The organism is Micromonospora sp. NPDC049051, from assembly GCF_043197575.1.
Lineage (GTDB): Bacteria > Actinomycetota > Actinomycetes > Mycobacteriales > Micromonosporaceae > Micromonospora.
In genome coordinates this window covers 382,825-409,821 of record NZ_JBICTL010000001.1, presented here as the reverse complement: position 1 = coordinate 409,821, position 26,997 = coordinate 382,825, and the positions used below count along the sequence as shown (strand labels likewise).

Here is a 26,997-nt window from a genome sequence, read left to right as displayed (position 1 = left end):
GGTGCAGCCCCATGACTGACTTCGACCCGGCCAACTTCGCGAACGTCGGCCCCAAGGAGTTCGCCCAGCTGGTCAAGTCCACCCCGGACGACAAGATCGCCGAGGTGATGTCCGGCGACCTGCGCGGCAAGATCCTCAGCGAGGTCTTCGGCCGGATGCCGCAGCTCTTCCGCGCCGACCGGGCCGGCTCGACCAACGCGGTCATCCACTGGAACATCACCGGCCGCCCCGACGGTGGCACCGACACCTACGAGGTGGCCATCGCCGACGGCGCCTGCACCGTCAACGAGACCCCGCAGCACGACCCGAAGCTCAGCCTCACGATGGGCCCGGTCGAGTTCCTGAAGATCGTCTCCGGTGGCGCCAACCCCGTCATGATGTTCATGACCGGCAAGCTCAAGGCCAAGGGCGACCTGGGCCTGGCCGCCAACATCGCCAACCTGTTCGACATCCCCAAGGCCTGACATGGCCGAGTTCTCGCTAGACCTGAACGAGGAACAGCGGGATCTGCGCGACTGGGTGCACGGCTTCGCCGCCGAGGTCGTGCGCCCGGCCGCAGCCGAGTGGGACGCCCGGGAGGAGACTCCCTGGCCCATCATCCAGGAGGCGGCGAAGGTCGGCCTGTACGGCTTCGAGTTCCTCGCCACCTGCTGGGCCGACCCCACCGGCCTCTCCCTCCCGATCGCCAGCGAGGAACTCTTCTGGGGTGACGCCGGCATCGGGCTGGGCATCTTCGGCACCTCCCTCGCGGTGGCCGCCATCTACGGCGCCGGAACCCCCGACCAGATGGTCGAATGGGTGCCGCAGTGCTTCGGCACCGTCGACGAACCGGCCGTCGCCGCGTTCTGCACCACCGAGCCCGAGGCCGGCTCCGACGTCGGCGCGATGCGCACCCGCGCCGTCTACGACGAGGCGACCGACGAGTGGGTGCTGCGCGGGCAGAAGGCGTACGCCACCAACGGCGGGATCGCCGGGGTGCACGTGGTCACCGCCTCGGTCGACCCGTCACTCGGCTCCCGTGGGCAGGCGGCGTTCGTCGTACCGCCGGGCACCGCCGGCCTGAGCGCGACCCGCAAGCTGCGCAAGCTGGGCCTGCGCGCGTCGCACACGGCCGACGTCTTCCTCGACGACGTACGCGTGCCGGGGCGCTGCCTGCTCGGCGGCCGGGACGCCCTGCTCGAACGCCTCGACCGGGCCCGCTCCGGCAAGCGCGCCTCGGGCCAGGCGGCGATGCGCACCTTCGAGCTTTCCCGGCCGACCGTCGGCGCACAGGCGCTGGGCGTGGCCCGGGCCGCCTACGAGTACGCCCTGGACTACGCGAAGGAGCGGGTCCAGTTCGGGCGCCCGATCATCGAGAACCAGGCGGTCGCGTTCGCGCTGGCCGACATGAAGATGGAGATCGACGCCGCCCGGCTGCTCGTCTGGCGGGCGTCCTGGATGGGCCGCAACAACCGGCCCTTCACTGCCGGCGAGGGCTCCATGTCCAAGCTGAAGGCCGGTGAGGTGGCCGTCTCCGTCACCGACAAGGCCGTGCAGCTGCTCGGCGGGGCCGGTTTCCTCCGGGACCACCCGGTCGAACGCTGGTACCGGGACGCCAAGATCTACACCATCTTCGAAGGCACCTCCGAGATCCAGCGGCTGGTCATCTCCCGCGCCATCTCCGGCGTCCAGATCCGCTGACCGACGGTCCGTTCCTCGGGTGCGCCCCCTGCCGGCCCCCGAGGAACGGACGCCCCGGTCCGCCCAGCGACGGGCCGCCGCTCGCACCGGCCCGTACGCAGCCACACCCCCGCACAGCTCCGCTGATTGATCTCCAGTTCGCCCGCGTGAGGTTCCGTCCCGTACCCACGCGAACCGCACGAGGAGGCCATGTCATGGATCTGCCGTTCCTGGTCGCCACCCTGGCCCGACGCGGGCTCATCACCCTCGGCAGCCCGGTCCGCGTCGCCGCCCAGCTCAAGGCGCTGCGCACCTGGGGCTGGAGCATCGCCGGCGAGCTGCGCCAGGCCGCCGCCCGCGATCCCGACCGGGTGGCCGTCATCGACGAACAGGGCACGCGGCTGACGTACGCCGAGTTCTTCGACCGGTCCGAACGCCTGGCCCGGGGCATGCGCAGGGCCCTCGGGGTACAGGCCGGGGACCGGATCGGCGTGCTCTGCCGCAACCACCACGGCATGGTCGAGACGATCGTGGCCACCATCCTGCTCGGCGCGGACGTGGTGCTGGTCAACACCGGGCTCTCCGCCGCCCAGCTCGCCACCATGGCCGAGGAGCAGCGGCTGCGGACGCTGGTGCACGACGACGAGTTCGCCGACCGGGTCACCAGCCTCCCCGCCGAGGTGCAGCGCGTCGACGAGCGGACCCGGGAGGAACTCGTCGTCGGCGGGCTCGCCGACGACCTGCGCCCCCCGGAGCGCGACGGCCGGATCATCGTGCTCACCTCCGGCACCACCGGCACCCCCAAGGGCGCCCGGCGCCCCACGCCGAGCGGCCTCGGCCCGCTGGTCTCCATCATCGACCGCATCCCGCTGCACGCCCGGCACACCGTCATGATCGCCGCGCCGATCTTCCACACCTGGGGGTACGCCGCCCTCCAGGTCTGCTTCGCCCTGCGGGCCACGGTCGTGCTGCACCGCCGCTTCGACCCGGCCGCCACGCTGGCCGCGCTGACGGCACAGCGCTGCGACGCGCTCTTCGCCGTACCGGTGATGCTGCAACGGCTGCTGGAGGTGCCGCCGCCGGATCCGCGTCCCCCGCTGAAGGTGGTCGCGGTCAGCGGTTCCGCGCTGCCGGGCGGGCTCGCCACCAGGTTCATGGACGTCTACGGCGACGTGCTCTACAACCTCTACGGCTCCACGGAGGTCTCCTGGGCCTCCATCGCCGGCCCCGCCGAGCTGCGCACGGCGCCCACCACCGCCGGCCGTCCGCCGCACGGCACCCGGCTGGCGATCCTCGACGAGGCCGGCGGGCCGGTGCCGACCGGTGAGGTCGGCCGGATCTTCGTCGGCAACGAGATGCTCTTCGAGGGCTACACCTCGGGGGCCACCCGGGAGAGCCGCAACGGCCTGCTCGACACGGGCGACCTGGGACGCGTCGACACCGGCGGGCTGCTCTTCGTCGACGGCCGGGCCGACGACATGATCGTCTCGGGCGGGGAGAACGTCTTCCCGTCCGAGGTGGAGGAGCTGCTCGCCCGGCTGCCGCAGGTACGCGAGGCCGCCGTGATCGGCGTACCGGACCCGCAGTACGGCCAGCGGCTCGCCGCGTTCCTCGCCCTGCACCCCGGCGAGACGCTCGACCCGGAGGCGGTCCGCGAGTACGTCCGGCACTACCTGGCCCGCTTCTCCGTACCCCGGGACGTGATCTTCGTGAAGTACCTGCCCCGCAACGCCACCGGCAAGGTGCTGACCCGCGAGCTGCGCGACTACTACCACGGCTGACCGTTCCCCGGCCGTTACTGGTCGGATGCCCCACCGCCCCTAGGCTGGCGAAACCATGATCGGCTCCGGACCGCGTCGCCGTGCCCGGCACCGCCACCGTGCCCGGCACCGCCAGCCAGGACCGCGGCGCACCCCGCTGCTGCTGGTCGAGGCGGCGACGCTGCTCTCCAACACCGGCAACGGGGTGGCCAACGTGGCCCTGCCCTGGCTGGTGCTGGAACGCACCGGCAGCCCCACCGCCGCCGGCGTGGTCGCGGCGGCCACCGCCCTGCCGCTGCTGCTGTCCGGCCTCCTCTCCGGCACCGTCGTGGACCTGCTCGGCCGGCGGCGTACGGCGCTGGTCTCGGACACGCTCTCCGCCGTCTCGGTCGCCGCGATCCCGGTGGTCGACGCGCTGCTCGGGCTGAACCTCGGCTGGATCGTGGCGCTGGCCGTGCTCGGCGCGGTGTTCGACCCGGCCGGCCTGACCGCCCGGGAGACGCTGCTGCCCGAAGCCGCGCAGGCCGCCGGCTGGCGGATCGAACGGGCCAACGGGGTCCACGAGGCGGTGTGGGGACTCGCGTTCCTCATCGGGCCCGGCGTCGGCGGCGTGCTCATCGCCACGATCGGCGCCGGCTCGACGCTCTGGGTGACCGCCGCCGGATTCGTGCTGGCCGTCGCCATGATCGCGGCCGTACGGCTGCCCGGCGCCGGCCGCCCCGAACGCCCCCCGGCCGGGTTGTGGCACGGCACCGTCGAAGGGCTGCGGTTCGTCTGGCGGGACCGGCTGCTGCGGACCATCGCGCTGCTCACGCTGGTGCTGGCCGCGCTCTACCTGCCGGTCGAGGGCGTGCTCCTGCCGGCGTGGTTCGTCGACCGGGGTGAGCCGGCCCGGCTCGGCGCGGTCCTGATGGCGACGAGCGCCGGCGGAGTCGTCGGGGCGCTCGCCTCCGGCGTGGCGGGCCGACGGATCCGCCGCCGTAACCTGCTGGCGATCTCCCTCGTCGTCATCGGCGTGGCCCTCGTCGGGCTGGCCACCCTGCCGCCGTTCCCGGCCATGATCGGCTTCGCCGTCGCGATGGGTCTCGCGTACGGGCCGGTCAACCCGCTGTCCAACTACGCGATGCAGACCCGCACGCCGGAACGGTTGCGCGGGCGCGTGGTCGGGGTGATGACCTCGTTCGCGTACGCCGCCGGACCGGCCGGCTACCTGCTCGCCGGGCCGCTGGTGGAGTGGCTCGGGCTGCGTACCGCCTTCCTGGTGCTGGCCGGGGCGCTGCTGGCGGCGACGCTGACCGCCGCACCGCTGCCGGCGCTGCGGGCGCTGGACGAGCCACCCCGCTACCCGCCCGCCCCGCCCCGCCCCCAGCAGCCGGACCGGGTGGCGGAGCCCGTCCCGCTCAACGGCCAGTACGCCTCGGCGGCGCACCCGGACGCGCCCCGCGCCAGGGGCACCGCTCCCCTCCCACACCGAGCCGCGCATCCCCACGACGGGCTGGCCGGCAGCCGGGCCGGCGACCCGCCCGGCCAGCACCGGATGTCCACCCGGAGCTGACGTCCCGGTCGTGGGTGCTGCGACCGGGGGTGCTGAGGCCGGAGGTGCTGAGGCCAGGCGAGGCGCTGAGGCCCTCGGTCAGCGGTGCTGCCCCGCCGGGTTCCGGGTTGCTGGGGCACCCGGTGTCAGGGGTAGAGCGTCAACCCGCCCGTGGTGGCGATGGCGGTCAACTGCGCCACGGTGAGCACCGGCGGTGGGCCGAACCTGAACGTCGGCGGCGCGCCGTCCGTACCGCCGTCGACGTGATGGTTGTCCGTCGTCACCAACACGGTCGTGCCGTCCGCCCGTTGCACCTGCGCCCAACGCTGCTCGAAGCCATCCTTACCGGGCCTGGACGAGCCGTAGGCGAGGGTCCCGCCGTCCGGCAGTCGGCTGCTGCCCGTACAGGAGCCGGGATCGGGAGCGGCGGCGCACCCGACGGGCTCGTCGGCGGCCGTCGGGATCAGACTCACCGTCAGGTTGTCGGCCTGTCCACTCCGCGTCAGCTGGGCGCGGGCGTAGTAGTGCCAGTGGCTCTTCTCGTAGGTGAACTGGACCGAGTCGCAGCCGGGGATCGTGCCGTCGATCGCCAGCCCCGCCGGCACGACGGCCCCCAGCGCCGGACGCAACACGAGGGTCAGCCGGGCCACGCCGTCGTCGGGGCGCTCGGTCGGCCGGTCGCGCACCGTGTCGTACGACTGCTGGGGCGCCGGCGGCCCACTCGGCGCCGGTTCCGCCACCGGGCAGAGCGACGCGTCGACGGTCGGGGATCCGGCGCCGGCCGGCGGCGCGGCGAACCCACCGGGACCGGCGGCCGGTCCGCCGAGCAGCGCCGGTGTCACCGCGACGGCGGCCACCAGCGCGACCCCGGTGCCCGCCGCCGCCCAGGCCCGCTGACGGCGGCGCTGCCGGTCGGCGGCGATCAGCCGGTCCACGTCGATCCGGGTGGGCGGCGGCGACGCCACCGCGCTGCGCATCTGCTCGGCGATCTCATCCATCGGTGCGGCTCTCCTCGGCTCGGGCCGGCGCGCCCACGAGGCGGCCCCGCAACGCCTCGATCGCGCGCGCCGACTGGCTCTTGACGGTGCCGGTGGTGCAGCCGAGTTCCCGGGCGGTCTCCTCCACCGAGAGGTCGCAGAAGTAGCGCAGCACCAGGACCGCGCGGCGGCGCGGCGGCAGCTCGGCCAGCAGGGCGAGGACGGTCAGCCGTTCCGCGGCACCGTCGGTCGCGGAACCGACGGCGGCGTCGGGAACCTCGGCCCAGGACGCCTCGCGCCGCCACGGCCGGCGCCGCTCGTCCAGCCAGACCCGCAGCAGGGTGCGCCGGACGTACGCGTCGGGACTGTCCATCCGCGACACGCGCCGCCAGTGCCGCAGCAGCTTGACCAGTGCCGTCGACACCAGGTCGTCGGCCGTGTGCCAGTCGCCGCAGAGCAGGTACGCCGTGCGGCGCAGCGGCTCCAGCCGCGCCACGACGTACTCGCGGTAGCCCTCGATGTCGGCAGGCAAATCCCGCCACCTCCTCGCCTCACCGCTCAAACGGAGGCGGGGAGGGGGGAGGTTGCCCGGTCAGCCCGGAATGCTGATCCGCCCCTCGACGGCCGCCGAGGCGATGTCGGTGCGGTGGTGCGCGCCGGCCAGCTCCACGCCGCCCACCAGCGCGTACGCGGCGTCGCGGGCGGCGGCCAGGTCGGCGCCGGTGGCGGTGGCGCACAGGACCCGACCACCGGCGGAGCGAAGTGCCCCGTCGGCGTCCCGGCGGGTGCCGGCGTGGATGATCCCCGGCTCGTCGGCACCGGTGATCACGTCGCCGGTACGCGGGGCGGCCGGGTAGCCGTCGGCGGCGAGCACCACCGTGACGGCGGCACCGTCGCGCCAGCGCAGGGGCGGGTGCCCGGCCAGCGTGCCGGTCGCGGCGGCGTGCAGCAGCCCGGCCAGGGGCGTCTCCAGCAGCGCGAGCACCACCTGCGTCTCGGGGTCGCCGAAGCGGGCGTTGAACTCGATCACCCGGGGGCCCTCGGCGGTGATCGCCAGCCCGACGTAGAGCAGGCCCGCGAACGGCGTAGCCCGCCGGGCCATCTCCGCCAGGGTGGGGTGGACGACGTCGCGCATGACCTCGTCGACCAGGCCGGACGGCACCCAGGGCAGCGGCGCGTACGCCCCCATGCCGCCGGTGTTGGGGCCGGTGTCGCCGTCGCCGACCCGCTTGAAGTCCTGCGCGGGCAGCAGCGGCACCGCCGCCTCGCCGTCGGTGACCACGAAGAGGGAGACCTCCGGGCCGGCGAGGTATTCCTCGACGACGACCCGGCCGCACTCCTCGGCGTGCCGCAGCGCGGCGGCGCGGTCGTCGGTCACCACGACACCCTTGCCGGCGGCGAGCCCGTCGTTCTTCACCACGTACGGCGCGCCGAACTCGTCCAGCGCCCTGCCGGTGCTCTCCGCGTCCGTGCAGGTGTACGCGCGGGCGGTCGGCACGCCGGCGGCGGTCATCACGTCCTTGGCGAACGCCTTCGAGCCCTCCAGCCGGGCCGCCGCCGAGGACGGCCCGAAGGCGGGGATCCCCTTGGCGCGTACGGCGTCGGCGACGCCCGCCACCAGCGGCGCCTCCGGCCCGATCACCACCAGGTCGGCCCCGCTCTCCACCGCCAACGCGGCGACGGCCGCCGGGTCGCACGGATCGACGGCCCGCAGCGAGGCGACCGAGGCGATGCCGGGATTACCGGGCGCCGCGACCAGCTGCTCGACGGCCGGATCCGCAGCCAGCCCGAGCGCGAGCGCATGCTCCCGCCCCCCACCACCAAGAAGAAGTACGCGCACACCCGCATCCTACTGACCCCCACCCCGACCCCGTTGATCATGAAGTTTGCGTCCCAATTCCGCCCCAGGACGGACCAGAACCTCTTGATCACCGTGAGCGGGTGGGTCAGTCGGGGCGTAGGGCCGCTCTGACCGTGTAGGGGATGTAGTCGGGGCGCAGCGTGTCGGCCCAGGTGAAGCGGAGGATCCGCCAACCGGCGTTGACCAGCCGGTTCTGCGCGTCCGGTCCTCGAAGACCGCCCCGGGCGTGCGGTGGGGTGCCTGTCCGTCCGCCTCGGCGATCACCCGCGCCGCCCGCCAACCGAGGTCGCCGATGCCGAGCAGGCAACCGTCCCCGTCGCGGACCTCCAACTGAAGTGCGTCGGGCGGTACGCCGCCGTCGACACACCGCAGCCTCGTCCGGGTCTCGAGCGGGGACTGTGCGCGCCCGTCGGCCTCAGTCAGGTGACGGCGGGCCGCGACGGCTCCCCTACGGCCCACGAGAAGAGCCGGTATCCGAGCCAGGTCGGGCTCGGTGACGACCTGCCGGTTCAGCGCGGAGTCGAGTACGCACACCGCCGAGTAACGGTCCTTCCGGAGAATGACATCGGCCAGCGTCCGTAGCGGGGTGGTCACGGGCATTCCGGCGACCTCGCCGACGGCGTGCGGTTGGATGGTGAGCTGGTGCACCACGACGTCAGGGTCGGTGATCCGCTGTGGTCGTGGCCGGTTCGGCGGCAGCGACACGTGGATGGCGGACGCCGGCCGGAGCCCGGCTATCCGATGCAGCTCGGCTGCGGTGCCGAGAACGACGACCGAGCCCGGCCCCAGGCTGGCGACAACGGCCCGAATGCGGGCTCTGCGGAGCGCGGCCGGGCTCAACTCGGGGGTCGGCACGAAGCAACCCCTCGCCACCCGTAGCCAACGACCCGAGCGACACAGGTGCCGGATCTGGCTCCGACTGAAGCCGGCGGACAACGCCTGGGCGGCCGTCACCACCCCGTCCTGGCGACCGGCGATGCGGCGGAGAACATCGACACTCACCCCACCACGATGACGGCCCGCCCGCGCTCCGCACCGTCCCTGTGGACAACTCCCACCCTGTTCCCAACCGGTCCGCGTTGATCAAGAGGTTTGCGTCCGAATCCAGGCCGGACACGGACACAAACCTCTTGATCAACGCGTGAGTCGCCAGTGGGCGGGGGCCCGGAGGGGGTGGGTTAGGGGAGGAGGGGGTGGCGGACCACGTTTTCCTCGCGGCCCGGGCCTACGCCGACCACGCTCACCCTGGTGCCGCAGAGTTCCTCGATGCGGGCGATGTAGCGGCGGGCGTTCTCGGGGAGCTCGTCCTCGGTGCGCGCCTTGGTGATGTCCTCCCACCAGCCGTCGAGCTCCTCGTAGATCGGAGTCGCGTGGTGGAAGTCGGTCTGGGTCATCGGCATGTCGTCGAAGCGCTCGCCGTTGATCTCGTACCCGACGCAGATCGGCACCTTCGGCAGGCCAGTGAGCACGTCGAGCTTGGTGACCACCAGGTCGGTGACGCCGTTGAGGCGGCAGGCGTACCGGGCGACGACCGCGTCGAACCAGCCGCAGCGACGCTCCCGGCCGGTGGTGGTGCCGTACTCGTGGCCGATCTTGCGCAGGTGCTGGCCGTTGTCGTCGAAGAGTTCCGTCGGGAACGGCCCGCTGCCGACGCGCGTCGTGTAAGCCTTGCTGACCGCGATCACCTTGCTGATCGCCGTCGGCGGGATGCCGGCGCCCACGCAGGCCCCGCCGGCCGTCGGGTTCGACGAGGTCACGAAGGGGTACGTGCCGTGGTCCATGTCGAGCATGGTGGCCTGGGCGCCCTCCAGCAGGACGGTCTCGCCACGGTCCAGCGCGTCCCAGAGCATGACCCGGGTCTCGGCGATGTACGGCTTGAGCCGCTCCGCGTACCGCAGGTATTCCTCGACGGTCTCCTCGACGTCGATCGCCTTGCGGTTGTAGACCTTGAACAGCAGCTGGTTCTTCTCGCGCAGCGCCAGTTCCAGCTTCTTGCGCAGGATGCCGGGGTCGAGCAAGTCCTGCAACCGGATGCCCATCCGGGCGACCTTGTCCCCGTACGCCGGGCCGATGCCCCGGCCGGTGGTGCCGATCCGGGAGCTGCCGAGGTAGCGCTCGACGACGCGGTCCAGGGCCCGGTGGTGCGGCATGATCAGGTGCGCGTCGCCGGAGATCCGCAGCCGGCTGACGTCGACCCCGCGCTCGGCGAGCCCGTCGATCTCGGCCAGCAGCACCTTCGGGTCCACCACGACGCCGTTGCCGATGACGATCATCGCGCTCGGGGAGAGCGCGCCGGACGGCATCAGGTGCAGCGCGTACTTCTGGCCGTCCGGGGTGATCACGGTGTGGCCGGCGTTGTTGCCGCCGGAGTAGCGCACGACGTAGTCGACCCGCTCACCCAGCAGGTCGGTAACCTTGCCCTTGCCCTCGTCGCCCCACTGGGCACCGAGGAGCACGATCGCTGGCATCTTCTCGCCTCCAGAAGGCTCGGGTGCCAGGTGGCGACCGGTCAGCGAGCCCGGGGTGTCAGGCTAACAAGTAGTGGTGGCGCGGCCGGCAGGGGTCGCGTAGGAGGTAGGAGGCCCTTCCGTGTACGACGTGGTGCTGCTCACCCTCGGCTCGGAGCGTGACGCGCCCGGCGGGGCCTGCGGCAGTGGCGGCTGCTGCGGCGCGGCGCCTCAGAAGGGGAACGGCCCGGCCGACGCCCGCGCGACGGCAGACGCCGACGGCACCGCCACCGACGCCTGCGCGACGGCAGACGCCGACGGCACGACCACCGACGCCTGCGCCCCCGCCGACGGGCGCTGCGACACTCCACGGGTGCCGGTGCTGGCCTGCGCGGACGCGCTGACCGCCCGGGGTGCCCGGGTCGAGATGGTCACCGCCCGCTCGGACGCCGAGATCGACGAGGTGCTGGCCCGGTTCGACGGCCCGCCCCGCCCGGACGGCCTCACCTGGCCCGATCCGGACTCCAAGGTCCGGCTCGTGGTCGCCTCGGCAAGTGACGCCCAGTTGCGCGCCGTCGTGCGCCGGCTCGTCCGGCGGTACGCTCCGCCGCCCAGTCGCCGCCCCGACGACCTGCCCGACAACCGTACGGTGCCGGACCTGCCGCCCCTCGGCGTACTCCCGCTCGATCCGGCCCGGAGCACGACGCACCGTGACCTCGCGGCGCAGCTCGGGCTGCCCCGGGACCCGGCGGCGGTGGTCGCCGCGGTGCTGGACGGCGAGCCCCGCCGGCTCGACCTGCTGCGCAACGACGGTGGCTCGGTGACCCTGGACGGCGCGCTGTTCGGCGCCGCCGACGACAGCGGCCGGCCGCTGCACTGGCGGGCCCGGGTGGAGGTGGACGACGCCGTGCTCTCGAACGGCGACGACCCGCTGCTGGCCTGCGCGATCGGCAACGCCGGCGGGTACGCGAAGCTCGACGACGTGGCCCTGCTGGCCGGCCCCGACCCGACGGACGGGCTGGTCGAGGTGGCGGTGGCCGTCCCCGTGGTGACCTGCTCGAAGTGGGGCCGCAAGCGGGTGCGCCTGGAGGTACGACGTGCGCGGGGGCGGGCCGTGGCCGTGCTGCCCCGGGAGGGCAAGGTCCCGTTCCTCGACGACGGAGCCGAGGGCGAGCTGGGCCGGAAGCGGTCCTGGTGGACCGAACCGGGCGCCTGGGCAGTCTGGGCGAGCTGACCTCGGCGTCTCCGGTCCGACCGGCGCGGCCGGCCCGCGACGGCCGGCCGGACACGGCCACTGGGCCTATCCTCGGCAGGAGGAATGGGGAGGAACCGTGGTGGACGAGAACGTCGACCGGGTTTATGCGCCCGGCCAGCAGCCGATGCCGGAGCGGGACATCGAGCCGCTCTGGCCGCCGGACCAGATCGACGGCAGCGGCACACCGCCCTGGGCGTCGGCCGCCTCGCCCCCGCACCCCGTCCCGCCCCAGGGCCGGCCGGGGCACCCGCCCTCGCCGGCCGACTATCCCTCCCTGACAGCCGGAGTGCCGCACCCCGGCACCGGAACCACCGCTCCGCAAAGCGCTGACACCGGCTGGTCGCCACCGCCGGGCACCGCCTCGGGGCCTCCGGGCTTCCCACCGGGCACCGCCTCGGGACCCCCACCGGGCACGGTCCCGGGCCCTCCGCCGGGCACCGCCCCGGGGGCCCCAGCGGGCACGGGCTCGGGGTGGGCGCCGGACGCCTCGGCCTGGGCACCGCCGCCGCCCGCCGCGCAGGCCGCACCGGGCGCACCGGTTGGTCCGCCGGTCCCGACCGGGACGGGCGGAAGTCCGCCGGGAGCCGGTGCCGGCGGGGTACCGGTTCCCCGGACTCCGCAGACCGGGCCCGGCCGCGTGGACCTCGACATGCCCTTCAGCCTCGATCAGCCGGCCGCGCCCATCCCGGTCGCGTCCCCACGCCCCCTGGCCAGCGCCCGGACCGGCGTGGGCCTGGGCGGACCGGGCGCGGATCCCACCGGGCGGCGGGACGGCGCGCCGGCGGCCGCGGCTGGCTCCTCCTCCGCTGACCGGACGTCGGCCCACGACCCGGCGCCCGGCCACGGCGGATCCGTCGGGCGGACTGACGCCCCTCACCCGATCGCCGACCCCGACGCCGACGCCGCGAAGGTCGACGACCCGGCGGAACCGGCGGACCCGTCCACGGGCGGCGTCGCTGCCGCCGGCCCGACGAACAGCGGCCCGACGAACAGCGGCACGACAGACATCAGCCCGGCGAACGGCGGCACGACAGGCATCAGCACGGCGAACGGCGACGCGACCAACGGCGGCACGGCAGACATCAGTGCGGCCAACGGTGGCGCGGCGAACGGGAGTGCTGACAGTTCCGCGAGTGGTGGGGTCGGCGGATCCGCAGGCGGCGGTGCTGGCGGCGCGGCGACGGAGCATGCCGGTGGTCCGACGAACGGCAGTGCCGCCCGCCGCGTGAACGGGGGTGCCGGTAGCGCGGTGACCAGCGGTGGCCCGGCCCAGGGTGGGGCGCGGGTGCCCGCGACGTCGCCGTGGGCGCAGCCGCCGCAGCGACCCGCCGCAGCAGCCGGCGGCCCCGGGCCCGGCGCCGCCGACGAGGTGCCCACGCCCCAGCCCGTCGACCCTCGGCAGGACCGCCTCCAGCACGTCGTTCGGCCTGGCACTGCCCAGCCTGATCCCGCCGACCGGGACCCGTTCCCGCAGGACCCGGCCGGGCAGGACGCGCCCGTCGCGCCAGCGACGGACCTCCGGGCCGACCCGGCGCCGGCCCAGCAGGACATCGGGCCCGGCCCGGCGGTACCCGGGCAGGACATCGGGCCCGACCCGGCGGCACCCGGGCAGGAGCTCGGGCCCGACCCGGCGACGGCCCAGCAGGCCGCGCCCCCCGGGCCGTACCCGCCGCAGCAGGCGGGACCGTACCCGCCGCAGGCCGGGCAGTATCCGGCGCAGCAGGTTGGGCCGTATCCGGCGCAGCAGGCTGGGCCGTATCCCCCGCAGCCGGGCGTTCCGGCGCCGCCGGCCGGCCCGTACCCGCCCGGTTGGTATCCACCGCCCTGGCAGCAGGCCGCACCGGGAGGCCCCGCCCCGACCCCGCCGCAGGCGTACCAACCGGCGGAGGGGGTCACCGCGGTGCCGCCGGCACAGCCCGACCCGCACTGGCACCCGGCGATCACCGATCCGCCGACGGCGGAGGACTTCGCCCGCCGCCGGCAGGTCCGGCCCGCCGACCCGGTGGCCACGATGGGCGTACGGGCGGTGGCGAACCGGATGGGGCTGCGACTGCCGCCGGGGCGGCACGAGCAGGAGCTGCGGCGCGACATCGAGACGGTACGCCGCAACTTCGGCGGGCTGCGCCAGGTGACCGTGGTGAACCCGAAGGGTGGCGCGGGCAAGACGGTGGCCATCCTGCTGCTGGCGATGACGTTCGGCCAGAAGCGCGGCGGCTACGTGCTGGCCTGGGACAACAACGAGACCCAGGGCACCCTCGGGATGCGCGCCCAGCAGGACTTCCACTCCCGTACGGTGCGCGACATGCTGCGGGACCTCGGGCAGTTCCAGGGCGCGCACGGCCGGGTGGGCGACCTGTCGCAGTACGTGCGCTCGCAGGGCGAGGGGATGTTCGACGTCCTCGCCTCGGACGAGTCGGCCACCGGCGGCGAGATGCTCACCGCCGCCGCGTTCGCCGAGATCCGCGAGGTGGTCAGCCGGTTCTACAAGCTGATCTTCGTGGACACCGGCAACAACGTCCGGGCCCAGAACTGGCAGGCCGCAATGGACGCCACCGACCAGCTGGTGGTCACCATGTCGGCCAGGAACGACTCGGCGGAGACGGCCGCCCGGATGCTGGACCACCTGGAGCAGAGCGGCCGGCAGCGGCTGGTCCGGCAGGCGGTCACCGTGGTCTCCATGCCGCCGTCGCGCAAGGAGATCGACCTGCCGGCGATCCAGGAGCACTTCGCGGCCCGTACGCGGGCGGTGCTGCTCGCGCCGTACGAGCGGCTCATCGACACCGGCGAGCCGATCCGGTACGGCGGGCTCTCCGCAGCCACCCGCGACGCCTGGCTGAAGATCGCCGCCTCCGTCGCGGAGGGGTTGTAGGCGCGCGGCTCGTGGCTCCGACGGGCCGACCGCCGGGCGGGACTGACGCCGCGCCGGCCGTCGGCCCGGACGTCAGTTGCTCGCGAGCGCGTCTGCGGCGGCCGGGTCGCAGTCGCGGAGGAACTGCGCGCAGCGGGCCGCCTCGTCGGCCTCGCCGATCTCGTCGGCGGCCCGGGAGAGCACGTAGAGGCAGCGCAGGAAGCCCTGGTTCGGCTCGTGCGACCACGGCACCGGACCGAAGCCCTTCCAGCCGCTGCGGCGCAGCTGGTCCAGGCCCCGGTGGTAGCCGGTGCGGGCGTAGGCGTACGCCGGAATGACCTGACCGGCGGCGAGAGCCCGCGCGGCCAGCGCACCCCAGCCGGCGCTGTAGGTCGGGAAGCGCGCCGCGACCTCGGCGTACGCCTCGTCGCTGCTCGCCTTCTCAGCGGCGGCCAGCGCGGCGTCGGCCTCGTCGTGCGCGGGGAGGAGGGTGGCCGGTGGTTCTGGCAACAGGTTCTGCATCGCCCCATTCAACCCGCTTCGCTCCTGGGCGCGCGAGGGGGTTGGGTGAGCCGGCTGGCTGAACGGCTGAGGAGTTGGTCACGCCTGCGGCCCATGCCCCCGGCCGATACTTTCGACTACAACTATTGGTCCGGAGCCTCCCCAGGACCGGGTACTGCGGAAGCCCGGTGGCCACGGCCGCCGGGCTTCCGTCGGTCCGGCGCCGGGCGTGGCGGGTTGCGCGGGTTTGGCCGGTTGACCCGGCGGGGCAGGATGGCCAGGGTGCCGACCCCACCTCCCGCGGACGTCATCGAGCCGCACACCTGCACAGACGAGATCGAGACGCGCGCCGAGTTCGACCGGCGGTTGACCACCGGCAGCCTGGTCGGGCTGACCGTGCAGGGGCTGCGGCTCGACCTCGACCCCGTCCCCGACCTCACCGACGTCGTGGTGACCGGCACCCTCTTCGTGGGCTGCCGTTTCGCCTCCCGCGAGGTCGGTGCCGACCTGGTCCGGCGCGGCGCGAACGTGGTGCCGCCGTTCTCCGGGCTGCCCTACCCGACCCAGCCGTCCCACCTCTACACGCCGGAGGACCTCGCCGCGGGCTTCGCCGAGGGCGGGTTCGCCGGGATGTACGACACCCGCGTCTACGAGCACTTCCGGTCGCACGGCGGGGCGCTGCCGGACGTCCGGGAGGCGCTCGGGCAGCGGCTGCACGACCACGGCGTGGACAACGCGCTGGCCGACGCCACCCGCGCCTGGCTGGCCACCCACGGGCCGCAGTCGGTGGTCGGCATCATGGGCGGGCACGCGGTGCCGCGCGGCAGCGCGCCGTACCGGACGGCGGCGGTGCTGGGCTGGGAGCTGGCCCGGGCCGACCGGCTGGTGGTGACCGGCGGGGGCCCGGGGGTTATGGAGGCCGCCAACCTGGGCGCCCACCTCGCGCTGCGGCCGGCCGAGGACCTGGACGCCGCGATCGACCTGCTCGCCACGGCGCCGGACTTCACCGACCACGACCGCTACACGGCGGTGGCGCTGCGGGTCCGCGAGCTCTACGGCCGGCCGGTCGCGTTGCCGCAGCCCCGGGGCGCGGACCCCGGCAGCGTCTCCCGGGCCGACTCGGCGCAGTTGGCCGGCGGCGACGTGGACTGGGCCCGCGCCGGCGGGCTGGCCATCCCGACCTGGCTGTACGGGCACGAGCCGGCGAACCTGTTCGCCGGTCGGATCGCCAAGTACTTCTCCAACGCCATCCGCGAGGACACCATCCTGCGGCTGGCCCGGGGCGGGATCGTCTTCGCCCCGGGGCGGGCGGGCACCGTGCAGGAGGTGTTCCAGGCCGCCACCAAGACCTACTACGGCACCGACGGGGCCAGCGGCGCGTACGTCTTCCTGGACCGCGCGTACTGGACCGAGGAGCTTCCGGTGGAGTCGCTGCTGCGGCCGTTGCTGGGCACCTCGCCGTTCGGCGACCTGTCGAACTCCGTGCACCTCACCGACGACGTCCACGAGGCCGTCCGGGTGCTCACCGCCGGGTAGGCGAGGGGCCCACCAACCGGACGACGGCCGGCCCCCGGGTGGGGAGCCGGCCGTCGGCGGTACGCGTCAGGGCGTCACTTCGCGAGCGTGGTGCCCGTCGAGCGCAGGTGCTCACAGGCCTCCGCGACCCGGGCGGCCATGCCGGCCTCGGCGGCCTTGCCCCAGACCCGCGGGTCGTACATCTTCTTGTTGCCGACCTCGCCGTCCACCTTGAGCACGCCGTCGTAGTTGCGGAACATGTGGTCCGCGACGGGCCGGGAGAAGGTGTACTGGGTGTCGGTGTCGATGTTCATCTTCACCACGCCGTAGTCCAGCGCCTCGCGGATCTCGGAGAGCAGCGAGCCGGAACCGCCGTGGAAGACCAGGCTGAGCGGCTTCTCCTTGCCGTACTTGGCGCCGACGGCCTCCTGGATCTGGTTGAGGATCTCGGGGCGGAGCTTCACGTTGCCAGGCTTGTAGACGCCGTGCACGTTGCCGAAGGTCAGCGCCGCCATGTAGCGGCCCTTCTCGCCCAGGCCGAGCGCCTCGACCATGGCCAGGCCGTCCTCGACGGTGGTGTAGAGCTTGTCGTTGATGGCGTTCTCGACGCCGTCCTCCTCGCCGCCGACCACGCCGACCTCGATCTCGAGGACGATCTTGGCCTCGGCGGCCCGGTCCAGCAGCTCGGCCGCGATCTGCAGGTTCTCCGCCACCGGTACGGCCGAGCCGTCCCACATGTGCGACTGGAACAGCGGCTCCTGGCCGGCGGCCACCCGCTCCTTGGAGATCTGCATGAGCGGCCGGACGAACTTGTCCAGCTTCTCCTGCGGGCAGTGGTCGGTGTGCAGGGCGATGTTGACCGGGTACTTCTTCGCGACCTCGTGCGCGTACGCGGCGAACGCCACCGCGCCGGTGACCATGTCCTTCACCGAGGGGCCGGAGAGGTATTCGGCGCCACCGGTCGAGACCTGGATGATGCCGTCGCTCTCCGCGTCGGCGAAGCCCTTCAGCGCCGCGTTCAGGGTCTGCGAGGACGTCACGTTGATCGCGGGGTACGCGTACCGGCCGGCCTTGGCACGGTCCAGCATCTCCGCGTAGGTCTCCGGGGAAGCGATGGGCATGTCGAACGCTCCTTACTTACCGCTCTCGGCCGTCACCGGCCGCTGTTGTCCCTGGGTGCGCCGGACCGCGCTGTCCACCGTCGGCAGTATCCCGTAGAAGAGCGCTGCCGGCACAACCGACCCGGTACGCGCCCGGTCCGTGGCCGCCGCTTCACCGCCCCTCCCACCTGTCGGGCACGGCGACGCTGATCAGCCAGGTCACCACGGCCATCACGATGGCTCCCCAGAACGCGGCCCAGAAACCGTCCACGTGGAACGGCAGGCTCAGCGCCCGGGCGATCCAGTCGGTCAGCAGGAACAGCAGGGCGTTGACGACCAGGGCGAACAGGCCGAGGGTGAGCAGGTAGAAGACGCAGCCGAAGACCTTGATCAGCGGCTTGAGCACCGCGTTCACCACGCCGAAGATCAACGCCACGACGACGAGCGTGAGGGCGTTGTCGGCACCGGACCGGCCGCTCACCTCCACCCCGGGCACGATCAGCGTGGTTATCCACAGCGCGACGGCGGTGATCGCCAACCGGATCAGGAAGCCCACGGCCCCATCCTGGCACCGGGGGCACCGGCCGGTGGGGCGATTCGGTCGACTCGGCTTCCGAGCGGCCGGCGGTCGCAGCCCGTACGGTGTGTGGGGAACTGTCCGCCGAGATCCCGGGAGGGACTGATATGGGTCAGCCCGAAGAGGACTTCGCACCCAGCGACCACCTCAGCCCCGAGGAGCGCGACATGGAGGCGGAGCCGGCCGACGCGGTCGAGCAGGCAGCCGTGGTCACCCCCGGCGACGCCGACACCGAGCCGCACCGTGGCCTGGAGGTCGGCGACTGGGACGCGATGGAGCAGGCCCGGGTGGCCGCCGTCGACGAGGACGAGTACCGCTGATCCGTACGCGGGCCGGACGGCTCGCCCGATCCGTCCGGCCGTGCGTCAGCGGGTGCGGTTGACCTGGTCCGGATGCCGCGCCGCCCACTGCGCCAACCGGTCCTCCCGCAACGCCGCGAGGAACGCCGGGGCTTGCTCCGGATCCGGGGACAGCCGCCAACCGACGCCCTCCGGCGGCCCGACCGGAAGGCTGAGCCCGACCGGGTCGACGGACTTCAGCGCCGGAAGCACCCTCAGCAGGTCCACGAGAGATGTGCCATCGCCGCCCGTCATCAGGTCCGCGCCGACGATGTCAGCCAGGGCGAAGAGTCTGCCGGGACTGGTCAGCACGCCCTGTTCACCGGCCCGACGGATCAGCCCGGCGGCGAAGAGCTGCGCGTGCCGGTCCCGGTCGAGCCCGCCCTCGGGCAGTCCCCGCCGCTGCCGCAACAGGTCGACCGAGGCGGCGCCGTCGAGCCGCTGGCAGCCGGTCGGGAAGACCCGCTCGGTGTGGATGGAGCGCACCTCACCCGGCAGGCAGACCTCCACGCCGTGGACCTCGTCGGTGAGCCGACGCAGCACCGGGTAGGTGAGCACCGCGCCGGCGTCCACGCGTACGCCGGTCAGGTCGGTGACCACCCGGCGGGTCAGCTCGTAGCCACGCTTCAGGTCGGGCCGGCCGGCGCCGGCTCCGTACCCGAAGGCGGCGGTGAGCTTGTCGGTCCCGTGACCGGGAATCGGCACCGTCAGGTCGCGGGGCAGTGAGATGAGGTACGGCCGGCTGCGGTCCGCCGGGACGTGCAGCAGCAGTACGGAGTCTGCCATCCGGGCAGGCTCCTTCGCCGAGCCGTCCGCGCCGAGCAGCAGGATGTTCAACGCGTCCGTCGGTGCCGGCTCTACGGGCTCGGCGAGCAGGGTGGCATCGTCGGCGACCCGGTCGGGCGTGAGCTGCGCTACCCCGATTCCCAGCACGCCGAGCAGGGCCAGGGCGGCACCACCGGCCTGGATCCGCAGCCGGCGACGGCGACGGGCAGCCGCGAGCCGGTCGATGGCGGACCGCAGCGGGCCGGCGGGCGGGGCCAGGGCTTCGTGCCGGGCGAAGGCGGCGCGAAGGTCGTCCTCGATCACGATCGGGCCTCCACGTATTCGGCGCGCAGCGTGGTCAGGGCGCGGGAGATGGACGAGCGGACGGTCCCGACAGCGCAGCCGAGGATGTCGGCGATCTCCGCGTCGGGCAGGTCCTCGTAGTAGCGCAGCACCAGCGTGGCCCGCTGCCGGCGTGGCAGCCGCGACAGCCAGGACCAGATCTGGTCCCGCTCCACGGCGTGCTGGGCGTGGTCGACCGGCACCGGCACCGCCTCGTCGGGGTCGGCGCGTAGCAGCACCCGACGCATCCAGGAGCCCCGCCGCCAGTCGACGTACTGGTTGGTCAGCATCCGGCGGACGTAACGCTCAGGCGAGTCGGCGCGAACCACCCGACGCCAGTTGAGCTGGACCCGGACCATGGTGTCCTGCACCAGGTCCTGTGCCTGGTGCGGGTCGCCGGTCAGCATGACCGCGTACCGCAGCAGCGCGGCCAGCCGTGAGTCGGCGAACTCCTCGTACGTCACTGCACCTCCCGGACTCCTGCTCCTGATGACGGATGCGGGCGGCCGGAACATTGCGGCGATCCTGGTCAGCCATTCGGTCGATGTTTGGCCGCCGGAGGCGGACCGGGCAGCACGAGTCTTTAGGAATCCTTAAGATCCGCTGGCCACTCCTGGCAATCCCACGGGAGGAACCCCCCAATGCTCAAGCACTCCACTCGGCGCTGGCTGGCCGGGCTGGGCGTCGCAGGCGCGCTCGTCGCCGCCTCCGCCAGTCCCGCGTCCGCCGAGGACACCGACGTCAAGCTCGGCGTCTACTTCAGCGACCTGACCATCGCGGCCGGATCCGAGGGCAAGTTCGAATCGCCCCTCATGTTCGCCTCCGAGCCCGTCACCGTGTTCGGCCTGACGGCCCGGTTCGACTACCGCGACTTCGCGGACAAGGTGCAGGTCAAGTCTGAGTTCGACTCCGAGTGCACCTCGCCGGAGGCGGGCGTCCTCGTCTGCACGGACCCCTTCGAGCACGACCTGTACGACTGGGTCTCCGGCTACTTCAACGTGGCGGTCGTGCCCACGGCGGAGGCGAAGGACGGTGACGCCGGCAAGCTCAAGGTGACGGTGAGCGCCGACGGTCTGGCGCCGACGAGCCACACGTCGCAGATCCGCATCGGTGAGGGCGTCGACCTCGCCGGCGGGCCGGAGGTGAAGGTCTCCGCGGCGCCGGGCAGTCGGTTCACCGCCCCGATCGTGCTCGGCAACGCCGGTCAGACCACCGCCGAGGGTGCCGTCGCCGTCTTCGACAACGACCACGCAATCCGCGCCGACAAGCGTCACAGCAACTGCACCTACGAGGACGGATACCTCCGCACCTGCCGGTTCTCGGACAACGTGGCCCCGGGGGCCATCCACTCCGGCTCGATGGCGTACCAACTGGGCGCGGACACCTACGCCCCGGGAAGGGACTACGGCTACTACAACTGGATGACCGTCGCCGAGTTCGAGGACTTCAGCAAGTACCTCACCGACAACGGTTACTCGGTCGGTGAGCCCGGCGACGGTGCGGCCCTGAGCCTCTCGGCCCCGAACGTCCGGGCCCGCTCGTCCCAGGTCGACATCAACCCGGAGAACAACTGGTCGAGCATGGTGGTCACCGCCACCGGCAAGAACGGCACCGACCTCGGCGCCGTCGGCGACTCGGTGAAGGGGAAGGCGGGCGAGCGGGTCACCGCAACCGTCGGATTCCGCAACAACGGTCCCGCCACCCTCGACTACCAGCGCGGCGGGTCCTCCGTGACCTACATGGAGGTCGCGGTTCCCGAGGGCACCACCGTGGTCGACGCCCCCGACGAGTGCATGCCCGTGAAGGGCGAGGATCGGGGCGAGCCGGGCGAGCCGGGCGCCCGTACCTACTTCTGCTACGCCCAGCCGCTCCTCAAGGCCGGCGACGCGGAGACTTTCGAGTTCGGACTCCGGATCGACAAGGTCGTCGCCAACGCGACGGGCACCGTCGACATCAACATCCCGTGCCAGTGCGACGGGGGCTTCTACGAGGACCTGAAGCCGGCCAACGACACCGCCAAGATCCTGGTGAACGCGTCCGGCGACGGAGGCGGCAACGGAGGCGGTGACGGTGACGGCGGCACGCTGCCGATCACCGGTGAGTCCACCGGCCTGATCGCCGGCATCGGCGGGCTGCTGCTCGTCGTCGGCGTCGGCGGCTACCTGGTGGCCAAGCGCCGCAGGACCCGCTTCGTCGCCTGATCCACCCGCACCACCGGTGCCCCGCCGACCCCAGGCCGGCGGGGCACCGCCACATCCAGCCCCCCACACCACCCCAAAACCACCTGCACAAGCACCCCACCAGACACCCACCCAGACGGCACGCGCCCCACCAGACACCCACCCAGACGGCACCCGCCCCACCAGACGGCACGCGCCCCACCCACCTAGGGCCGAGATCCCGGACGAACCGAAACCACGACGGGTTTCCGGGGAGCCCCGCCCGCGCAGGGATCAAGCCTGACCGCCCGGAGCGGGCGGGGCTCCCCGGAAACCCCACCCGCAACCGAGAAAAACGGGACGACGCAAGATCGACGCAGCTGACACCATTGGGCGCGTGCTGCTCACCCTGACCACCACGCACCGGCCGGCGACCGACCTCGGGCATCTGCTGGTCAAGCATCCCGACCGGGCGCACTCCTTCGACGTGCCGGTCGGCACCGCGCACGTGTTCTACCCGGAGGCGGACGAGCAGCGCTGCACCGCCGCCCTGCTGCTCGACGTCGATCCGCTGCGGCTGGCCGGCGCGCGGGGCAAGGGCGGAGGCCGGCAGCAGGCCCCGACCCCCGACAGCTTCACCCTCGGGCGGTACGTCAACGACCGGCCCTACGCGGCGTCGAGCCTGCTCTCCTCCGCGCTGTCGCGGGTGTACCGCTCGGCCCTGCGCGGCGAGTCCCGCGAGCGCCCCGAGCTGGCCCGTACGCCGATCCCGCTGGAGGTGCGGGTGCCGGTGCTGCGCTGCCGGGGCGGCGCGGACGTGGCGGGCCGGCTGTTCGGCCCCCTCGGCTGGACGGTGACCGCCACCGGAATCCCGCTCGACGAGCGACACCCGGAGTGGGGCGACAGCCGGTACGTCGACCTGACGCTGACCGGCACGCTGCGGGTCGCCGACGCGCTCAACCATCTCTACGTCCTGCTGCCGGTGCTGGACGACGCGAAGCACTACTGGGTGGCCCCGGACGAGGTCGACAAGCTGATCCGGGCCGGCGAGGGCTGGCTGGCCGACCACCCGGAGCGCGGCGTGATCGTCCGCCGCTACCTGGCGCACCGGCGGGCGCTGGCCGGGCTGGCCCTGGCCCGTCTCGCCGAGCGGCAGCCCACCGACGAACCCGCCGCGGACGGGCCGGCCGGCGACGGGGAGGAGCCCGGCGACGGAACGCAGGTCGACGGGGGTGTCGACGGTACCGACGGGGAGCTGGTTGCGCGCCGGGCGTCGCTGGCCGCGCGACGGCGGGAGGCGGTGCTCGGCGCGCTGGTCGAGGCGGGTGCGAGCCGGGTGCTGGACCTCGGCTGCGGCGGCGGGGCCCTGCTCGCCGCGCTGGTCGGCGACCGCCGGTTCAACGAGATCGTGGGCACCGACGTGTCGGCGCACGCGCTGACCCTGGCCGCCCGGCGGCTGGGGCTGGACCGGCTGCCCGAGCGGCAGCGGGACCGCATCCGGCTCTGGCAGTCGGCGCTCACCTACCGGGACGACCGGCTGCGCGGTTACGACGCGGCGGTGCTGATGGAGGTGATCGAGCACGTGGACCCGTCCCGGCTGCCGGCGCTGGAGGACGCCGTACTCGGTCACGCCCGGCCGGCGACCGTCGTGGTGACCACGCCGAACGTCGAGTACAACGTGCGCTACGAGGGGCTGCCCGCCGGGCGGTTCCGGCACGCCGACCACCGCTTCGAGTGGACCCGCGCGGAGTTCGCCGCCTGGGTCGACCGGGTGTCCACCACGTACGGCTACACGGCCGCGCTCGGCGGCGTCGGCGACGACGATCCCGAGGTCGGCACCCCCACCCAGCTCGTCGTGCTGACCCGGAAGGAGACCCCGTGACCGTCCTCGACATCCCCGAGCTGGCCCTGGTCGCACTCGTCGGCGTCTCCGGTTCCGGCAAGTCCACCTTCGCGAGCCGGCACTTCGCGCCCAGCCAGGTGCTCTCCTCGGACGCGTTCCGGGCGATGGTGGCCGACGACGAGAACGACCAGTCCGCCTCCGCCGACGCGTTCGAGGCGCTGCACCACGTCGCCGCGACACGGCTGCGCCGGGGCCGGCTGACGGTGGTCGACGCGACCAACCTCCAGCCGCACGCCCGGGCCGCTCTGGTGCGGGTGGCCCGCGAGCACGACGTGCTGCCGGTGGCCGTCGTGCTGGACGTGCCCGAGGCGCTGGCCTGGGAACGCACCGAGGGCCGCGCCGACCGCACCTTCGGCCGGCAGGTGCTCGCCCGGATGCAGCGCGACCTGCGCCGGTCGTACAAGCTGTTGGCCCGGGAGGGCTTCCGCAAGGTGCACGTGCTGCGCGGCGTCGAGGAGATCGACGCGGCCGAGATCCGCTACGAGAAGCTGTTCAACGACCGGCGGGAGCTGACCGGGCCGTTCGACATCGTCGGCGACGTGCACGGCTGCCGCGCCGAGTTGGAGACGCTGCTCCTCCGGCTCGGTTGGGAGCTGCGCCGCGACGAGCGGGGCCGGCCGGTGGACGCGACGCACCCGTCGGGGCGTACCGCCGTCTTCGTCGGTGACCTGGTGGACCGCGGCCCGGACTCCCCCGGCGTGCTCCGCCTGGTGATGGGCATGGTGGCCGCCGGGCACGCGATCTGCGTGCCGGGCAACCACGAGCAGAAGCTGCTGCGCCGGCTGCGCGGGCAGAACGTGCGGCTCACCTACGGGCTGGCCGAGACGATGGAGCAGCTGGCCGCGGAGCCGGACGCCTTCGTGGCCGGGGTGGCGACCTTCATCGACGGCCTGACCAGCCACTACGTGCTGGACGGCGGGCGGCTGGTGGTCGCGCACGCCGGGTTGAAGGAGGCCTACCAGGGCCGCGCGTCGGGCCGGGTCCGCGCGTTCGCGCTCTACGGCGAGACGACGGGCGAGACCGACGAGTACGGGCTGCCGGTGCGCTACCCGTGGGCGCAGGACTACCGGGGTTCGGCGACGGTGGTCTACGGGCACACGCCCACCCCGACGCCGACGTGGGTGAACAACACCATCTGCATCGACACCGGCTGCGTCTTCGGCGGCCGACTCACCGCGCTGCGCTACCCGGAGCGGGAGCTGGTCTCGGTGCCGGCGGAGCGGGAGTGGTACGCGCCGTCCCGCCCGTTGACCGCCGCGCCGTCCCGACCCGACGAGGTGCTGGAGCTGACCGACGTGGTCGGCCGGCGGCACGTCGAGCACGCGTACGGGTCGCTGACCGTGCCGGCGGAGAACGCCGCCGCCGCGCTGGAGGTGATGAGCCGCTTCGCGGTCGACCCGCGCTGGCTGGCCTGGCTGCCGCCGACGATGGCGCCCTGCTCGACGGCCAGGGCGGACGGCTTCCTGGAGCACCCGGCGCAGGCGTTCGCCGACTACCGCGCGGCGGGCGTGGACCGGGTGGTCTGCGAGGAGAAGCACATGGGGTCGCGGGCGGTGGTGCTGGTCTGCCGGGACTCCGACGGCGGGCCGTTCGGTCCGGGCGGCGGCGTGGTGCACACGCGTACCGGGCGGCCGTTCTTCGGCGCGCCGCTCGACACCGAACTGCTCGACCGGGTGCGCGCGGCGGTCGGCGGGGCGGGGCTCTGGGCCGAGCTGGAGACCGACTGGCTGCTGCTCGACTGCGAGCTGCTGCCCTGGTCGGCGAAGGCGGGCGGGCTGATCCGCGAGCAGTACGCTGGCGTCGGCGCCGCCGGCCGGGCCGCGCTCCCGGCGGCGTTGGCGGCGCTGGAGGCGGCGGCCGGTCGGGGCCTGCCGGTGGACGGGCTGCGGGACCGGATGGCCCGCCGCCGCGACGAGATCCTGGCCTACTCGGACGCCTACCGGGCGTACGTGGGGCCGACCGACGGGCTGCGCGGGGTGACCCTGGCCCCGTTCGCGGTGCTGGCCGGCGCGAAGGCCAGCTACGCCGACCGGGACCACGGCTGGCACCTGGGGCTGGCCGACCGGCTCTGCGCCGCCGACCCGGAGTTCTTCACACCGACCCGCAGGCAGGTCGTCGACCTGGCCGATCCGGCCGCCGAGGCGGAGGCCACGCAGTGGTGGCTGGCGCTGACGGCGGCCGGCGGCGAGGGCATGGTCGTGAAGCCGTACGCCGGCCCTGCCGCCCGCAGCGAGCGGGGTTCGCTGCTCCAGCCGGGCATCAAGTGCCGGGGACGGGAGTACCTGCGGATCATCTACGGTCCGGGGTACGACGAGCCGGAGCAGCTCGACGTCCTGCGCCGCCGGTCGCTGGGGCGCAAGCGGGGGCTGGCGCTGCGCGAGCACGGGCTGGGGCTGGCGGCGTTGGACGCGCTGGTCGCCGGTGCTCCGGTGTGGCGCCGGCACGAGCTGGTCTTCGCGATCCTGGCCTGTGAGTCGGAGCCGGTCGATCCCCGGCTGTGACACCGCCCGGCGGGTGCCGGCCGTCGGTGGTCGCGGGTAGGGTCGCCGGCCATGACGTACGAGGCGTTCTACGAGCCGGCCGGCGACGGCCGGTTCGTTGCCACCCCGGCGACCGCCGGCCCGTGGGATGCGGCCGCCCAGCACGCCGGCCCGCCGTCGGCACTGCTCGCCCGCGCGCTCGCCGGGCACGACCCGGTCGACGGCCAGCTCCTCACCCGGGTGTCGGTGGACATCCTGCGCCCGGTGCCGGTGGCGGAGCTGACGCTGCGGGTGCGTACGGTCCGGGCGGGCCGGCGGATCACCCTCGTGGAGGGGGTCGCGGAGGCCGGTGGGCAGGAGGTGCTGCACGCCCGGGGCTGGCGCATCCTGGCTTCGGCCGAGCCGACGCCCGCGACGGCCGACGACGGGCCGCCGGTGCCGGGGCCGGACGCGGGCACCGAGCCGGAGTACTGGGCCGCCGCGCACTCCGCCGGTTACCTGTCGGCCATGCAGTGGCGTTTCGTCTCCGGCGGGTTCGCCGAACCGGGGCCGGCCCGGGTGTGGGCACGGCCCCGGATCCCGTTGCTGCCCGGCGAGCCCGTCCGCCCGGCGGAGCTGGCGCTGCTGGTGGCGGATTCGGGCAGCGGGGTCAGCGCGCGCCTGGACCTGGCCCGTTGGCTGTTCGTGAACGTCGACCTGACGGTGACCCTGCACCGGCCGCCGCGCGGCGAGTGGCTCCTGCTCGATTCGGCCACCACGATCGGGCCGCACGGTTCCGGTGTCGCGGCGAGCCGGCTGGCAGACGCCGACGGCACCGTGGGCGGCGCGGTACAGACGCTCCTCGTCGCACCCCGCTGAGGCGGCGGGCGGGCCGGGCTGGTTCCGCCCACGCCGCCCGGACAGGCCGGCTCCGCCTCGCGCGCTGTGACGTCGAGCACCGGGCGGGCAGGCCAGCCACCTAGACTACGGACGTTCC

22 protein-coding genes and 1 pseudogene are annotated in these 26,997 nt (G+C 73.8%); 12 read left to right on the top strand and 11 right to left on the bottom strand.

All coding sequences use genetic code 11. From position 1 onward, the window contains the following. Positions 1 to 11 precede the first annotated feature (11 nt). From ACGFIR_RS01955 to ACGFIR_RS01940, 4 genes and pseudogenes are all read left to right on the top strand, one after another. Complete coding sequence (locus ACGFIR_RS01955; protein WP_091293767.1) at positions 12 to 464, top strand: SCP2 sterol-binding domain-containing protein; 453 nt, start codon at positions 12 to 14, stop codon at positions 462 to 464. A gap of 1 nt (position 465) precedes the next feature. Next, complete coding sequence (locus ACGFIR_RS01950; RefSeq protein WP_393004883.1) at positions 466 to 1,680, top strand: acyl-CoA dehydrogenase family protein; 1,215 nt, start codon at positions 466 to 468, stop codon at positions 1,678 to 1,680. Between the two features lie 194 nt (positions 1,681 to 1,874). Next, positions 1,875 to 3,440, top strand: coding sequence for an AMP-binding protein (locus ACGFIR_RS01945; protein ID WP_393142710.1), 1,566 nt, complete (start codon positions 1,875 to 1,877; stop codon positions 3,438 to 3,440). A gap of 55 nt (positions 3,441 to 3,495) precedes the next feature. Continuing rightward, positions 3,496 to 4,869, top strand: a pseudogene (locus ACGFIR_RS01940) (MFS transporter); the annotation flags it as partial. A gap of 230 nt (positions 4,870 to 5,099) precedes the next feature. On the opposite strand, the gene ACGFIR_RS01935 reads toward ACGFIR_RS01940, so the two are convergent. From ACGFIR_RS01935 to ACGFIR_RS01915, 5 genes are all read right to left on the bottom strand, one after another. Next, a complete protein-coding gene (locus ACGFIR_RS01935) occupies positions 5,100 to 5,951 on the bottom strand; it encodes a hypothetical protein (protein ID WP_393142708.1) in 852 nt (283 codons plus the stop codon). Further along, entirely contained in the window at positions 5,944 to 6,462 is a 519-nt protein-coding gene (locus ACGFIR_RS01930; protein ID WP_393004889.1) for a SigE family RNA polymerase sigma factor, read from the bottom strand. The genes ACGFIR_RS01935 and ACGFIR_RS01930 overlap by 8 nt, the downstream gene beginning before the upstream one ends. 60 nt (positions 6,463 to 6,522) lie before the next feature. After that, a complete protein-coding gene (gene purD / locus ACGFIR_RS01925; RefSeq protein WP_393142706.1) occupies positions 6,523 to 7,770 on the bottom strand; it encodes a phosphoribosylamine--glycine ligase in 1,248 nt (415 codons plus the stop codon). A gap of 9 nt (positions 7,771 to 7,779) precedes the next feature. Then, positions 7,780 to 8,745, bottom strand: coding sequence for a type IV toxin-antitoxin system AbiEi family antitoxin domain-containing protein (locus tag ACGFIR_RS01920; RefSeq protein ID WP_393143706.1), 966 nt, complete (start codon positions 8,743 to 8,745; stop codon positions 7,780 to 7,782). 224 nt (positions 8,746 to 8,969) lie between these two features. Further along, entirely contained in the window at positions 8,970 to 10,259 is a 1,290-nt protein-coding gene (locus tag ACGFIR_RS01915) for an adenylosuccinate synthase (RefSeq protein WP_393004895.1), read from the bottom strand. Between the two features lie 121 nt (positions 10,260 to 10,380). On the opposite strand from ACGFIR_RS01915, the gene ACGFIR_RS01910 reads away from it, so the two are divergent. After that, positions 10,381 to 11,472: a hypothetical protein gene (locus tag ACGFIR_RS01910; RefSeq protein ID WP_393142704.1), complete on the top strand. Its 1,092-nt coding sequence runs from the start codon at positions 10,381 to 10,383 to the stop codon at positions 11,470 to 11,472. Between the two features lie 894 nt (positions 11,473 to 12,366). Here the strand turns inward: ACGFIR_RS01910 and ACGFIR_RS01905 are convergent. After that, positions 12,367 to 12,576: a hypothetical protein gene (locus ACGFIR_RS01905; RefSeq protein WP_393142702.1), complete on the bottom strand. Its 210-nt coding sequence runs from the start codon at positions 12,574 to 12,576 to the stop codon at positions 12,367 to 12,369. 142 nt (positions 12,577 to 12,718) lie between these two features. On the opposite strand from ACGFIR_RS01905, the gene ACGFIR_RS01900 reads away from it, so the two are divergent. After that, positions 12,719 to 14,362, top strand: a complete 1,644-nt coding sequence (locus ACGFIR_RS01900; protein ID WP_393142700.1) for a chromosome partitioning protein — start codon at positions 12,719 to 12,721, stop codon at positions 14,360 to 14,362. A 72-nt stretch (positions 14,363 to 14,434) separates the two neighbouring features. Here ACGFIR_RS01900 and ACGFIR_RS01895 read toward each other — a convergent pair whose 3' ends face one another. Beyond that, on the bottom strand, positions 14,435 to 14,863 hold the full coding sequence (locus ACGFIR_RS01895) for a DUF3151 domain-containing protein (RefSeq protein ID WP_393004899.1): 429 nt from the start codon (positions 14,861 to 14,863) through the stop codon (positions 14,435 to 14,437). Between the two features lie 261 nt (positions 14,864 to 15,124). Here ACGFIR_RS01895 and ACGFIR_RS01890 point away from each other — a divergent pair, with 261 nt between their 5' ends. Continuing rightward, complete coding sequence (locus ACGFIR_RS01890) at positions 15,125 to 16,378, top strand: LOG family protein (protein WP_393142698.1); 1,254 nt, start codon at positions 15,125 to 15,127, stop codon at positions 16,376 to 16,378. Positions 16,379 to 16,452: 74 nt separating this feature from the next. Here ACGFIR_RS01890 and fbaA read toward each other — a convergent pair whose 3' ends face one another. Next, positions 16,453 to 17,478 carry a class II fructose-bisphosphate aldolase gene (gene fbaA / locus ACGFIR_RS01885; RefSeq protein WP_393004903.1) on the bottom strand — a complete coding sequence of 342 codons (1,026 nt, stop codon included), beginning with the start codon at positions 17,476 to 17,478 and terminating at the stop codon, positions 16,453 to 16,455. A gap of 151 nt (positions 17,479 to 17,629) precedes the next feature. Then, positions 17,630 to 18,013: a phage holin family protein gene (locus ACGFIR_RS01880; protein WP_393004905.1), complete on the bottom strand. Its 384-nt coding sequence runs from the start codon at positions 18,011 to 18,013 to the stop codon at positions 17,630 to 17,632. A gap of 128 nt (positions 18,014 to 18,141) precedes the next feature. On the opposite strand from ACGFIR_RS01880, the gene ACGFIR_RS01875 reads away from it, so the two are divergent. Beyond that, on the top strand, positions 18,142 to 18,354 hold the full coding sequence (locus ACGFIR_RS01875) for a hypothetical protein (RefSeq protein ID WP_393142696.1): 213 nt from the start codon (positions 18,142 to 18,144) through the stop codon (positions 18,352 to 18,354). A 45-nt stretch (positions 18,355 to 18,399) separates the two neighbouring features. Here ACGFIR_RS01875 and ACGFIR_RS01870 read toward each other — a convergent pair whose 3' ends face one another. Beyond that, positions 18,400 to 19,461: an LCP family protein gene (locus ACGFIR_RS01870; RefSeq protein WP_393142694.1), complete on the bottom strand. Its 1,062-nt coding sequence runs from the start codon at positions 19,459 to 19,461 to the stop codon at positions 18,400 to 18,402. Further along, on the bottom strand, positions 19,458 to 19,943 hold the full coding sequence (locus ACGFIR_RS01865; RefSeq protein ID WP_393142692.1) for a SigE family RNA polymerase sigma factor: 486 nt from the start codon (positions 19,941 to 19,943) through the stop codon (positions 19,458 to 19,460). The genes ACGFIR_RS01870 and ACGFIR_RS01865 overlap by 4 nt, the downstream gene beginning before the upstream one ends. Before the next feature lie 177 nt (positions 19,944 to 20,120). Between ACGFIR_RS01865 and ACGFIR_RS01860 the strand changes: the two genes are divergently transcribed. From ACGFIR_RS01860 to ACGFIR_RS01845, 4 genes are all read left to right on the top strand, one after another. Next, positions 20,121 to 21,680, top strand: coding sequence for an LPXTG cell wall anchor domain-containing protein (locus ACGFIR_RS01860; RefSeq protein WP_393142690.1), 1,560 nt, complete (start codon positions 20,121 to 20,123; stop codon positions 21,678 to 21,680). A 355-nt stretch (positions 21,681 to 22,035) separates the two neighbouring features. Continuing rightward, positions 22,036 to 23,520, top strand: a complete 1,485-nt coding sequence (locus tag ACGFIR_RS01855; protein ID WP_393142688.1) for a 3' terminal RNA ribose 2'-O-methyltransferase Hen1 — start codon at positions 22,036 to 22,038, stop codon at positions 23,518 to 23,520. Continuing rightward, positions 23,517 to 26,042: a polynucleotide kinase-phosphatase gene (locus ACGFIR_RS01850; protein ID WP_393142686.1), complete on the top strand. Its 2,526-nt coding sequence runs from the start codon at positions 23,517 to 23,519 to the stop codon at positions 26,040 to 26,042. The genes ACGFIR_RS01855 and ACGFIR_RS01850 overlap by 4 nt, the downstream gene beginning before the upstream one ends. A 51-nt stretch (positions 26,043 to 26,093) precedes the next feature. After that, entirely contained in the window at positions 26,094 to 26,879 is a 786-nt protein-coding gene (locus ACGFIR_RS01845) for a thioesterase family protein (protein ID WP_393004919.1), read from the top strand. The last annotated feature ends 118 nt before the right edge of the window (positions 26,880 to 26,997 follow it).